General features: G+C 54.0%; 12 protein-coding genes. All 12 read right to left on the bottom strand.

Annotated features, from left to right (window positions below; genetic code table 11):
- Positions 1-55 precede the first annotated feature (55 nt).
- The 12 genes from spoVS to yfmF all read right to left on the bottom strand — a co-directional run bounded on the left by spoVS (position 56) and on the right by yfmF (position 11,984).
- Positions 56-316 (bottom strand): stage V sporulation protein SpoVS, encoded by a 261-nt coding sequence (gene spoVS / locus ACTVDO_RS07745; protein WP_008878506.1) that lies wholly within the window; start codon positions 314-316, stop codon positions 56-58.
- A gap of 129 nt (positions 317-445) precedes the next feature.
- A complete protein-coding gene (locus ACTVDO_RS07740; RefSeq protein ID WP_020959423.1) occupies positions 446-1,240 on the bottom strand; it encodes a TIGR00282 family metallophosphoesterase in 795 nt (264 codons plus the stop codon).
- Between the two features lie 109 nt (positions 1,241-1,349).
- Positions 1,350-2,906 carry a ribonuclease Y gene (rny, locus tag ACTVDO_RS07735; RefSeq protein ID WP_020959422.1) on the bottom strand — a complete coding sequence of 519 codons (1,557 nt, stop codon included), beginning with the start codon at positions 2,904-2,906 and terminating at the stop codon, positions 1,350-1,352.
- Between the two features lie 443 nt (positions 2,907-3,349).
- Complete coding sequence (gene recA, locus ACTVDO_RS07730) at positions 3,350-4,393, bottom strand: recombinase RecA (protein ID WP_442901297.1); 1,044 nt, start codon at positions 4,391-4,393, stop codon at positions 3,350-3,352.
- Between the two features lie 178 nt (positions 4,394-4,571).
- Positions 4,572-5,816: a competence/damage-inducible protein A gene (locus ACTVDO_RS07725; protein WP_041267878.1), complete on the bottom strand. Its 1,245-nt coding sequence runs from the start codon at positions 5,814-5,816 to the stop codon at positions 4,572-4,574.
- 27 nt (positions 5,817-5,843) lie between these two features.
- Positions 5,844-6,422, bottom strand: coding sequence for a CDP-diacylglycerol--glycerol-3-phosphate 3-phosphatidyltransferase (gene pgsA / locus ACTVDO_RS07720; RefSeq protein WP_020959418.1), 579 nt, complete (start codon positions 6,420-6,422; stop codon positions 5,844-5,846).
- Positions 6,423-6,500: 78 nt separating this feature from the next.
- Positions 6,501-7,385, bottom strand: a complete 885-nt coding sequence (locus tag ACTVDO_RS07715; RefSeq protein WP_442901296.1) for a helix-turn-helix domain-containing protein — start codon at positions 7,383-7,385, stop codon at positions 6,501-6,503.
- Positions 7,386-7,409: 24 nt separating this feature from the next.
- Positions 7,410-8,201, bottom strand: a complete 792-nt coding sequence (locus ACTVDO_RS07710; RefSeq protein WP_442901295.1) for a DUF3388 domain-containing protein — start codon at positions 8,199-8,201, stop codon at positions 7,410-7,412.
- 129 nt (positions 8,202-8,330) lie between these two features.
- Positions 8,331-8,579 (bottom strand): DUF3243 domain-containing protein, encoded by a 249-nt coding sequence (locus tag ACTVDO_RS07705; RefSeq protein WP_020959415.1) that lies wholly within the window; start codon positions 8,577-8,579, stop codon positions 8,331-8,333.
- 63 nt (positions 8,580-8,642) lie between these two features.
- A complete protein-coding gene (gene ymfI / locus ACTVDO_RS07700; protein WP_020959414.1) occupies positions 8,643-9,359 on the bottom strand; it encodes an elongation factor P 5-aminopentanone reductase in 717 nt (238 codons plus the stop codon).
- A 56-nt stretch (positions 9,360-9,415) separates the two neighbouring features.
- The gene (yfmH, locus tag ACTVDO_RS07695; protein ID WP_020959413.1) at positions 9,416-10,705 is read right to left on the bottom strand and encodes an EF-P 5-aminopentanol modification-associated protein YfmH; all 1,290 of its coding nucleotides are present in this window, start codon (positions 10,703-10,705) and stop codon (positions 9,416-9,418) included.
- Complete coding sequence (gene yfmF, locus ACTVDO_RS07690) at positions 10,686-11,984, bottom strand: EF-P 5-aminopentanol modification-associated protein YfmF (protein ID WP_442901294.1); 1,299 nt, start codon at positions 11,982-11,984, stop codon at positions 10,686-10,688. Before yfmF ends, yfmH begins: the two co-directional genes overlap by 20 nt.
- Positions 11,985-12,056 lie beyond the last annotated feature (72 nt).

Raw genomic sequence — 12,056 nt, 5'->3', positions numbered from 1 at the left:
CCTTCGCGAGTGAAGGCGCCAACAGGTTATATTTTACCATTTGCCGCTCATCCAGTTAACGAGGTTCGACGATTAATTTAATCGCTGTCCGCTCTTCCCCATCAATCATAATATCCGTAAATGCCGGAATGCAAATCAAGTCCATGCCGCTTGGTGCCACAAACCCTCTTGCGATCGCTACTGCCTTAACGGCTTGATTTAATGCACCTGCGCCGATCGCCTGAATTTCCGCCGCGCCGCGCTCGCGCAGCACTCCGGCAAGTGCACCAGCTACAGAGTTCGGATTCGATTTTGCTGAAACTTTTAATATTTCCATTTCTAGCTCCTCCCTCGTTTCCTTGGAAAATGGATTTCGGTAAAATGTCTTCACTGTAACTATATTCACTGCTTTGGCAACTATTCCTGCCCGGGAGGAGCATGTTTTTAAAAATTTATAAAAAATAAACTATTCAAAATACGGATGGTCATCGTTAATGATGAAGCGCTCGATGCGGAGCGCACGCCCACTTTTGGCGTCAATATTAACAAGCACGGCATTCAACTGGCTTCTTCCTTCTTTGACGTCGAAACGGACCGGCAGCCCAGTTAAAAATTTGCGCAATACCGCCTCCCGATCGACGCCCAAAATGCCGTCGTACGGACCGGTCATGCCGACATCGGTAATGTACGCCGTTCCCTTCGGCAAAATGCGGTGATCAGCCGTTTGGACGTGTGTATGCGTGCCGATGACCGCAGACACGCGGCCGTCCAAGTACCAGCCCATCGCCTGTTTTTCGCTCGTCGCTTCGGCATGGAAATCAACGATGATGACCGGCGTGCGCACAGAGGCAGCGGCGATTAATTCGTCCGCCTTCTGAAACGGACAGTCAATCGCCGGCAAAAACGCCCGCCCCTGCAAGTTGATGACCGCTACCTCGCCATGCTCGGTCGGCACGTAAACGATGCCTTTTCCCGGCGTGCCCGGTGGATAGTTCGCCGGGCGAATCAACCTTTTCGCCTGGTCAATGAATTCAAAAATATCGCGCTTATCCCAGGCATGATTGCCGAGAGTGACAGCATGGACGCCTTGCGCAAGCAGTGAACGGTAAATCGCCTCGGTGATCCCTTTCCCTCCGGCGGCGTTTTCGCCGTTAATGATAACGACATCCGGCCGGTGCTTTTCCTTTAATTTGGGCAAATACTGCTCGACCATTTTTTGCCCCGGCGAACCGACGACATCACCGATAAATAAAATTTTCATCATCAATCCCTTTCTAAATCGAAAGTATCGCCACGACGAAGGCCATCGGGCGATCGGTATACTCTCTTATTTTACGGACAAAAAAATAAAGTGGCAATAGGCTGCCACTTTATTTCGCATATTCGACCGCCCGCGTTTCGCGGATGACCGTCACCTTAATATGGCCCGGGTAATCAAGCTCTTCTTCAATCCGTTTGCGGATGTCGCGCGCCAACCGGTGCGCTTCCAAATCGTCGATCATATCCGGTTTGACCATAATGCGCACTTCGCGCCCGGCTTGGATGGCGTACGATTTTTCCACCCCTTCGTACGATTCCGCGATCTCCTCAAGCTTCTCTAAGCGGCGGATATAGTTTTCGAGCGTTTCGCTGCGCGCCCCCGGCCGCGCCGCCGACAGCGCGTCCGCCGCCGCGACAAGCACGGCGATGACCGATGTCGGCTCAGTGTCGCCATGGTGGGAGGCGATGCTGTTGATGACAACAGGGTGTTCTTTATATTTCGTCGCCAGCTCGACGCCGATTTCCACATGGCTTCCTTCCACTTCATGGTCGATCGCCTTGCCGATGTCATGAAGCAAGCCGGCCCGGCGCGCCAGCATCTCGTCTTCTCCGAGCTCAGCCGCCATCAGTCCGGCTAAAAACGCCACTTCCACCGAATGTTTTAAGACATTTTGTCCGTAGCTTGTCCGGAACTTGAGCCGTCCTAAAATTTTGATCAAGTCCGGATGCAAGCCGTGGACGCCGACTTCAAACGTCGTCTGTTCGCCGACCTCGCGGATGTGTTCATCGACTTCGCGGCGCGCTTTCTCAACCATTTCTTCAATGCGAGCCGGGTGGATGCGGCCGTCCTGCACGAGCTTATCTAGTGCAATGCGCGCCGTTTCGCGGCGAATCGGGTCAAATCCGGACAAAATGACGGCCTCCGGCGTATCGTCGATAATTAAATCGATGCCGGTCAGCGTCTCAAGCGTACGGATGTTCCGTCCTTCGCGCCCAATGATCCGTCCTTTCATTTCGTCGTTTGGCAAGTTGACGACAGAGACGGTCGTTTCGGCGACATGGTCGGCCGCGCAGCGCTGGATGGCGAGCGACAAAACCGCCTTGGCCCGCTTGTCCGCCTCTTCTTTCGCCCGCGTTTCCGCCTCTTTGACCATCATCGCAATCTCATGCGACAGTTCCTTTTCGACGCGCTCTAAAATGAGCTGACGCGCATCATCGCGCGTCAATCCGGAAATGCGTTCGAGTTCGGTTTGCTGCTGTTTGACGAGCGTTTCCACTTTGCTTTCCATTTGTTCAATATGCTGTTGTCTTTCATTTAACGCTTCTTCTTTCGCTTCGAGCAACGCCTCGCGTTTATTGAGCGCTTCATCTTTGCGGTCGAGGTTTTCCTCCTTTTGCATCAAGCGGTTTTCTTGTTTTTGGAGCTCGCTTCTCCGGTCGCGGATGTCGCGCTCCGCTTCCGTGCGCAGTTTATGAATCTCGTCTTTCGCTTCGAGAAGCGCCTCTTTTTTCAAGGCGTCCGCCGCGCGTTTCGCCTCTTCAATCAGCTGCTCGGCAGCTGCTTTCGCCCCACCGATTTTTGCTTCGGCAATCGATTTGCGAACAAAAAAGCCAACAACGGCACCAATGACTAAGGCAAGCAAAGCGGAGATGATGATCGAACCCATCGTTTCACCTCCTCTTGCTGTTCAGTTTTCTTTCGCTCTTTCTTCGCGCCACTGTTGTCTCCAACCGTCCGGCGCAGGTGGACATTCCCGTTTTCAACGCATTGGCTCGGTCATGTTACTTGGCATTCCCCGTACGGATTTGGCCGCACGAAGGCGATTCGCCTTTCCGGGCGGGCGTATGGCCCTGCCGTGTATATGGACAAATATACATGTTCATTGTAAAGGCGGCAGTAGGAATTGTCAAGATATTACACAAGCGCTCTCTCAAGCCGCGGCACGCGGGGCATCCCGTTCCTTCTTTTTCGTAAAATACGAAATGAAACAGAACTACCCGCACGGGATTTCATCATCTCCCAGCATATTCTGCCAAGAAACAACGAACATTCGTTCTGTTTCGGAAGCTGAAAGAAGGCGCCCAGCCATGCCAGGACGCCCTCTGTCGGTTATTCTTCAAGCAACCCAAACTCGTCTTGCACCGGCTCGCCGCCCGTCTCGCCGGCATCGATGCCGTAATGGCTGCGGATGGCGCGGGCGATCTCCTCGGCGATATGCGGGTTTTCTTTCAAAAATTGTTTTGCATTTTCCCGCCCTTGGCCGAGCCGCTCGTCTTTGTACGAATACCACGCGCCGCTTTTTTGCACGATATCCAGCTCTGACGCCATATCAAGGATTTCCCCTTCGCGGGAAATGCCTTCGCCGTACATAATGTCCACATCAGCTGTTTTAAACGGCGGAGCCACTTTGTTTTTGACGACTTTGATTCTCGTTTTGTTGCCCACCATGTCGTTGCCTTGCTTGATTTGCTCGGCGCGGCGCACCTCTAAACGGACGGAAGCGTAAAACTTGAGCGCCCGTCCGCCCGGCGTCGTCTCGGGATTGCCGAACATGACGCCGACTTTCTCGCGGATTTGGTTGATGAAGATGGCGATCGTTTTCGACTTGTTAATAGCGCCGGACAACTTGCGAAGCGCCTGCGACATGAGGCGCGCTTGCAAACCGACGTGGGCGTCGCCCATCTCCCCCTCAATTTCCGCTTTCGGCACGAGCGCCGCTACCGAGTCGATGACGATGATATCGACCGCACCGCTTCGCACGAGCGCTTCAGCAATTTCGAGCGCCTGCTCGCCCGTATCAGGTTGGGAAAGCAGCAACTCATCAATATTGACTCCTAACTTTTGGGCATAAATAGGGTCGAGCGCGTGCTCCGCGTCGATGAAGGCTGCCTGCCCGCCCCGCTTTTGCACTTCCGCGATCGCGTGAAGGGCAACGGTCGTTTTCCCGGACGATTCCGGCCCGTAAATTTCGACGATCCGCCCGCGCGGGTAGCCGCCGACGCCTAACGCGATGTCAAGCGCCAACGAACCGCTCGGCACCGTCGAGATTTTGCGCTCGACTTGCTCGCCGAGCTTCATAATGGCCCCCTTGCCAAACTGTCGTTCAATTTGTTTTAACGCCTGCTCCAAGGCAGCTTGACGATCTTGGTTCACTCATCTACTCCTCCTTATTCTAGGGCTACTTATACTATATCGCGTTTTGCGGCCGTTGCCAAGCAAAAAGTCGAACGTTTATTCGTTTTTTCGATGGAGAAACTAGCAACGATCGCCATGCGAATGCGGTGGAAAAAACGATGGATGCGGTGGTGGATTCAAGAAGGGGAGCAGCCGGTCAACGGCCGGCCGCAAGCGTCTCCAACAAGAAAAAGCAGCCGTATTTGGCGGTGCGGGTGCGGATGGCATCACGTGTGCCGGATAATGCGAGGCGGTGGACGGTGGTGTCGCGCCCGCGTATGGCGATGCCGACATACACGGTGCCCGGCGGATGGCCTTCGAGCGGATCGGGGCCGGCGACGCCGGTGAAGCTGATGCCGACATCGGCATCACACATCGTGCGCACGTTCTCGGCGAGCAGACGGGCGCACGGTTCGCTTACCGCTCCGTTCGTCTCCAACAGCGGCCGCGGCACGCCAAGGAGGTGTTCTTTTACGCCGTTTGTGTAGCAGACAACGCCGCCGCTCACGGCGGCCGACGCCCCCGGCACGGCCGTCAGCTGCTCAAGGAACAGGCCTCCGGTCAAGCTTTCCGCCGCGGCGATTGTCCACCCTCTTTCTTTTAACCGTTCCAATGTCTTTGTAAACAGCGTTTCATCATTATATCCGTAACAATAACGGCCGACGCGCGTCAAAATGGCGGCTTCCGCCTCATCGAGCAGCCGCTTGGCTTCCGCTTGATCCTGATGTTTTGCCGTCAGACGGAGCGTTACCTCGCCGTCGTTTGCGAGCGGGGCGATCGTCGGATTCGACTGGGCGTCAATCAAGTCGGCGAGCGCCGTCTCAAGCGCCGACTCGCCGATGCCAAAAAAGCGGAGGACGCGCGATTCGATGCGCCCGGAAAGCGAAAAAACGCCGCGCAAAAAGGGGGCGCCGTATTTCGTAAACATCGGCTGCATTTCTTTCGGCGGCCCCGGCAGCAACATGTATGTAATGCCGTCAACCGTCAACGCCATCCCTGGCGCCATGCCGTGCTCGTTTTTCAGCACGGCCGCCCCTTCCAAGATGAGCGCCTGTTTTTTATTGTTTTCTGTCATCGGCCGGTTCGTGCGGGCAAAGAACGCCTCAATCGCCCGCAGCGCTTCCTCATCGGTCACGAGCCGGCGGCCGAGCAGGCGGGAGATCGTTTCTTTCGTCAAATCGTCTTTCGTCGGGCCGAGCCCGCCGGTGAAAATGATGAGGTTCGCTCTCGTTTGCGCGGTTTTCACCGCTTGTTCGAGACGGCCGGCATTGTCGCCGACAACCGTATGAAAATAGACGTTAATGCCAAGGCCGGCGAGCTGTTGCGACAAAAACTGAGCGTTCGTATTGGCAATTTGTCCGAGCAGCAGTTCCGAGCCGACAGCAATAATCTCCGCATTCACCAAACGTTCTCCCCCTTTTTCGGCCGGCTATTTCGAGTGGGAAAAAGCGTGTTTGTTTTTGGCAAAGTAATCCCAACCGGACCAGATCGTGAAAATGACCGCCACCCAAAGCGCGATATCGGCGAACGGAAACGGAATGAGTGAAAACGGAAAGTTGTGCAGCAAAAGGGCGGAGATCGCCACAATTTGCGTCCACGTCTTAATTTTTCCAAGCACGTTGGCAGCGACAACTTCCCCCTCGCCGGCGAGCACAAGCCGCAGGCCGGTGACGGCAAACTCGCGGCTGATGATGACGATCACCATCCAAGCCGGCGCGGCCCCGAGCTCAACGAGCACGATGAGCGCCGCCGATACAAGCAGCTTATCGGCGAGCGGATCCAAAAACTTGCCCAAGTTGGTGACGAGTCCGTACTTGCGGGCGTAGTAGCCGTCAATCCAGTCAGTTGTTGAAGCGACAATAAAAACGAGGGTTCCGATGAGATGAGCGACCGGAAGCTCCACCCCGGCGATGCGGACGCTTCCCCACCCGAACGGGACAAGCATGACGATTAAGAAAAATGGGATGAGCATAATGCGCGCTACCGTAATTTTATTCGGCAAGTTCACAACGAATACCTCCGCTAGTTCAACATCGATCCGGACAAAGAAGCGGCTTCTTTTCTCCCAAAAAGCCGCCCTTTGCCATTATTTTTTTAGGATGAAACGAAGCTTTTGGTACACTTCGTCTTTCGGGGCAAACGGATAGGCAAACGGCTGGCCGTTTACCTTCATGTCGACATCGAGCGTGCGACCGATTTTCACCCACACTTCACTTTCCGCTGACAAGTCGAACGTTTTCGTTTGCCCGCTTGTCAAATTGCCGGCATAAAAGGAATGGCCTTTCGTGTTGTACACCTCAATCCACGATGTTCCTTTCGACGTGAGTTCAATCGAAAATGAAGCAGGGTTGTTCACTTCAATCGTCGCTGTGTTGCCGCGTTTTTCCGTCACGTTCAGCGCCGTCACCGGCGCAGCCGGTTTGTCTTCAGGAGTCGGCTGCTCAGCCTGTTGTTTTTTCTTTTCTTCCGCCTTCTTCGCTGCTTCTTCTTTTTCCTTCGCCTGTTCAAGCGGCGAGTTTTTCGAGCTTTCGACCTCCGCCGTCTCCGGGCTTGTCCGCGCCGGCGGCTCGCTCGCTGTGCCGCGCTGGAGCAGCACCCAAACAAGCACAGCCGCCCCGACGACGACTGCCGCGACGGCCAGTTTCGGCAGCCAGTCGAGCCATTTCGTCCCTTCGGCAGAAAGCTGCTGACGCGTTTTCACGCGCGACAGCGGCTGCGGAAGATCATCCTCATAAGATTGCGGAACGTCTTGCTTATATTGTTCAAACAGCTCGTCCGGGTCGAGGCCGACCGCCTCGGCGTATTGCCTGATGAAGGCGCGCACATAAAAGTTGCCCGGCATGATGGCGTAATTTCCTTCCTCGATGCCGATCAAATACCGCTTCTGAATTTTCGTCATCTCTTGCAGTTCGTCCAAGCTAATTTGCTTTTCCTCCCGCGCTTCCCGCAAACGTTTTCCTAATTCCGTCAACGGCCAACACCTTCCATTTTTTAATTAAAACCCAAATTCAGAAAAGCCGTCGCCGCCCAACAAGGACGGGCGCTCGATCGCTTCGTAGGAAATATCTTCGTCCGGCTCATGGCGCAGCTCGATAATATAATGAAAATCGTCAAGCGTATATTCCGTATGGCGAACAAAAATGTCCGGATGTTCCACGACTTTCGTCGCCTCAAGGCGCATCAGTTCGCGAACGAGCTGCCAGTGCTGCTCATTCGCCCGGCGCGTCGAGACGATGCCGTCAATGATGAAAATGTTGTCCTCGCTATATTCATCCTCCATCAGCTGGGTGCGGATCGTCTGTTTGATCAGCGTCGATGATACAAACAGCCATCGCTTATTGGCGCACACGCTGGCGGCGACGATCGACTCCGTCTTGCCGACGCGCGGCATTCCGCGAATGCCGACAAGCTTATGCCCTTTTTCTTTAAACAGTTCCGCCATAAAATCGACAAGCAGTCCGAGTTCGTCGCGGACAAAGCGGAACGTTTTTTTATCGTCGGCATCGCGCTGGATGTAACGGCCATGGCGGACGGCCAGACGGTCAAGCAGCTTCGGTTGGCGCAGCTTCGTCACCGTAATGTTGTCCATCGTCCGCAAAATCGTCGCCAGCCGCTCAATTTGCTCGTTGTTGTCGCAAAGAAGCAGCATGCCGCGGCGCGAATTCCGGACGCCGTTGATCGTCACGATGTTGATCGACAACATGCCGAGCAGCGATGCGACGTCACCTAACAGCCCGGGGCGGTTGACATGAATTTCATACTCCAAGTACCATTCCTGCTTGCCCATCCCGTCTCCTCCCTTGTCGGTGTCCGCACGAACGCTTTATGCTAAGTTCATACTACTATAATCGCGAATGGAAAAGCAACTGAAAAGGGGGAGAAAAAAAGAGAGAGGGATTCCCCTCTCTTCCGGTTGTTATTTTTGTTGGACAAGCTTCACCATCATGTTGGCAAGAACGTGCTGTTCTTTTTCATCAGCAACTTTCCAGAGATCGGCCAACACCCGTTCCTCCGGGTTTTTCGGATCGACGTTTCTCGCCAAATAATCACCGATTTGATAGGCGACGTCCGTGATCACTTGCTGGCTCAGTCCTTGTTGCTGTGCTTGCTGAAGCCGATCCGCCAAAAATCCTTTCCATTGCTCAAAGTTATCCAATACCGACATGTGCATTCCCTCCTTGATGAACGTTTCAAGGTTAGTTTGCCTGTCTGAACGGAAAATATGCGTTTAGCAATGCCAACCGCCGTTGACAGAAATGACTTGGCCGGTGATGTACGAAGCGGCGTCGGATAAAAGAAACGCCACTGTTTTGGCCACTTCGCCGGGGGTGCCGAATCGGCCGGCTGGGATTTCATCCGCCAACGCTTGAAGCTCCTCGGCACTGAACGACCGGAGCATATCGGTAGCGATCGCCCCAGGGGCGACGGCATTGACGCGGATGCCGCTTGGGGCGAGCTCTTTGGCCAGCGCTTTGGCGAACGCATTCTGCCCGCCTTTCACCATCGAATACACCGCTTCACATGAGGCGCCGCAAAGTCCCCAAATCGATGAAATAAACACAATATGGCCCCGTTTTTTTGAAATCATCGGCGGAAGCAGTTTTTTCACGAGCTGCGCCGGACTTGTCACATGAAGGCGCACCATCCGCTCGATCAGCTCATCGTTCATATCAGTCAGCAATCCATAATAGCTCGCCCCGCTGTTATAAATGATGGCGTCCACCGGGCGGTCGATTTGCGAAAGGAGCGCCTCGACCCCGCCAGGCGCGGACAAGTCGGCTTCGAGCGGGATGATGTGCGTATCCGCCAGTTCTTCCCGCAGCGCTTCGACCGGCGCCCGCCGTCGGTAGTAATGAAGAAAGAGCCCGTAGCCATCTTTGGCGAGTTCTTGGGCGATGCTCTGCCCGATTCCGCCCGAAGCGCCGGTGATTAACGCGTAGTTCATTGAACGTTCTCCCCTTCCTTTGCCGCAAAAAAGCATCCTTCTCATGAAGGATGCCATCATTGCCCTTTTGGCACAACTTCACAAACGGCGATTTGCGAGTCGCGGAAACATGAGGCGGCGACAGCAGCAATATCGTCAAGTGTAAGCGACGAGAGCGCCGGCAAAATATCAAATAAGCTCGCACCATAAAACGCATAGCGCGTAAACTGGTTGGCGATGTATTCCGGCGAATTGAGCGCGCGCAAAAAGGCGCCGATTTTTTTCTTTTTCACCCGCTCAATTTCCTCTTTTTGCACCTGTCCGGTGGAAAACGACCGCAGCACTTCCTGCACCTCTGCCGCGAGCCGCTCCGCATCTCTCGTGTCGCCGCCGACAAGGGCAAAGCCAAATTCACGCTCTTCCGTATAATCGTACATAAACGTATCGTCAATCAACCCTTCGCGGTACAGCCGTTCGTAATGCGGCGAGCTTTTGCCAAACAAGTAGTCGAGCAGCACGTGAAACGCGAGTTCATGCCGGAGTTTTTGTTCGCCGCTGTTTGGCACGGACGGCGCTTTAATGCCGACAAAACATTTATTCGTCTGCACATGCATGGGGATGATTTTTTTCTTTTCTGCGACATGGCCCGGTTCTTCGTACGTAAACCGTTTCACTTCCGGCGCCCGCGAAAACGATTTTTTCGCCTGATTATCGCGGATTTGCTGCATCACTTTTTGCTCGTCGACCGGACCGACGACAAACAACAGCATGTTGCCCGGATGATAAAACGTTTCGTAACATTCATACAGCAGCTCTTTTGTAATTTCGGCGATCGATTCAACCGTGCCGGCGATGTCGATTTTAACCGGATGGTTATGGTACATGCTTTCGATGGCGCCAAAGTAAACACGCCAGTCCGGATTGTCGTCGTACATGCGGATTTCTTGACCGATGATGCCTTTTTCTTTTTCGACTGTCTTGTCGGAAAAATACGGCGTCTGCACAAAGTCCATTAACGTTTCTAAGTTTTTCTCAATGTTGTCGGTGCTTGAAAACAAATAGGCGGTGCGGGTAAACGTCGTAAAGGCGTTCGCCGAAGCGCCTTGTTTGCTGAACTGCTGAAACACGTCACCGTCCTCTTTTTCAAACAACTTATGTTCCAAAAAATGGGCGATGCCATCCGGGACGCGTTTCATTTCCGTTTTTCCGAGCGGGACGAACTGGTTGTCGACGGAACCGTAGTTCGTCGTAAACGTTGCATACGTTTTATGAAACCCTTTTTTCGGCAAGATGTAAACATCAAGGCCGTTGTCCATTTTTTCATAAAACAGCGCTTCTTGCAGCGTTTCATACACCCGCTTTTCCATCTTCCGTCGCCCCCTCCATTCCGGTCAAAAAGTACACCGTATCGAGCACCACCTTTTCGGCGACGCGCACGACATCCTCGCGCGTCACACTGTCCGTGCCGGCAAGCCATTCGTTCAGCGGGCGTTTCCGCGTTGAGACGACGTTATGGTACAGCACTTCGACAAGCCCGCGCGGCGTATCGAGCGTCTCAAGCAACTGGTTGCGGATGACCGCTTTCGTTTGTGCCATTTCTTCATCCGTAAAATCACCGTTTTTCATCGCCTGCATTTGTTCGTCAATGATGCAGCGCGCCTTCTCGTAATTGGCCGGCTCAATGCCGGACATGACCATGAGCAGCCCTTTATGGCTTTCAAGCCTCGAGGCGGCATAATAGGCGAGGCTCGCTTTCTCGCGAACGTTGATGAACAACTTGGAATGGGAAAAACCGCCGAAAATGCCGTTAAACAGCTGCAAGGCGTAATAATCGTCATCTTCGTACGTCACGTTAGTCCGATAGCCGACGTTTAATTTTCCTTGTTTTACGTCTTGCCGCTCGATGACTTCGTTCACTTCCCCCCGCGCTTTGGCGGAAGCAAGCGGCGCCCGCGCCGGCTGCAGGCGGTCCGGTAAGGAGAAACGTTGCTTGACAGCGGCGAGCACCGCTTCCTCATCGACGTCGCCGATGACATACAAATCAAGCTCATCTTCAGCCAACGCCTGCTCGTAATACCGGTACAGCCGCTCCGCTGTAATGGTGTCAACATCCTCGAGCTCACCGTTTGGCGAGAGGGCGTACGGTTCACCTTTGCACATTTCTTGAACGAGGCGCATGCTCGCATAGCGCATTTTATCATCATATACCGCTTGAATGCGCTGGCTTAGCGCCCGTTTTTCCCGGGCGACGATGTCCTCAACAAACCGGCCGCCCTCGAGCACCGGGCGGAGCAAGAGATCGGCGAGCAGTTGAAGCGCTTTCTCTAGAAGCGGCGTTTGCTCCGGCAAAAACCGTTCATTCGCCACATCAATGCGGACCGTCATAATATGGTCTTCACCTCTTTTAGTTAAATCGACGTTCAGCGTCGCGCCGTACAGCTCATCCAGGTAAGTGCGCAGCGCCTTGACGCTCGGGTAATCAGCCGTGCCGCTTTGCAAGACGTACGGAAGCAGCGCGCGCAGCGTCACCGTCTCCTTGGCAAGCGGCGCTTTCATTTTCCAAACGAGCGTATTCGTTTTGTACTTATCAGTCGAAATCGTATGGACACGAACCGGTCCAACCGCTGTCACTTTTTCATCGACCAATCAAACTCCTCCTTTTCCTTCAGAAAGTGGACGGTATGCTTATTGTGAGATGTCTTATCAACAATATACCTT

This window comes from Geobacillus sp. BK01 (assembly GCF_052220245.1).
In the GTDB taxonomy this organism is placed as follows: domain Bacteria; phylum Bacillota; class Bacilli; order Bacillales; family Anoxybacillaceae; genus Geobacillus.
Note: the sequence above shows the minus strand (reverse complement) of the source record. Positions and strands in the feature narration are given on the sequence as shown.

Bases quoted from the DNA above. Each gene is read 5' to 3' on its own strand.
- ACTVDO_RS07740 (WP_020959423.1), bottom strand. From the start codon at position 1,240: ATGAAAATTTTATTTATCGGTGATGTCGTCGGTTCGCCGGGGCAAAAA.
- yfmH (WP_020959413.1), bottom strand. From the start codon at position 10,705: ATGGAAAAGCGGGTGTATGAAACGCTGCAAGAAGCGCTGTTTTATGAA.
- ACTVDO_RS07710 (WP_442901295.1), bottom strand. From the start codon at position 8,201: ATGGGCAAGCAGGAATGGTACTTGGAGTATGAAATTCATGTCAACCGC.
- ymfI (WP_020959414.1), bottom strand. From the start codon at position 9,359: ATGAACTACGCGTTAATCACCGGCGCTTCGGGCGGAATCGGGCAGAGC.
- rny (WP_020959422.1), bottom strand. From the start codon at position 2,906: ATGGGTTCGATCATCATCTCCGCTTTGCTTGCCTTAGTCATTGGTGCC.
- ACTVDO_RS07705 (WP_020959415.1), bottom strand. From the start codon at position 8,579: ATGTCGGTATTGGATAACTTTGAGCAATGGAAAGGATTTTTGGCGGAT.
- spoVS (WP_008878506.1), bottom strand. From the start codon at position 316: ATGGAAATATTAAAAGTTTCAGCAAAATCGAATCCGAACTCTGTAGCT.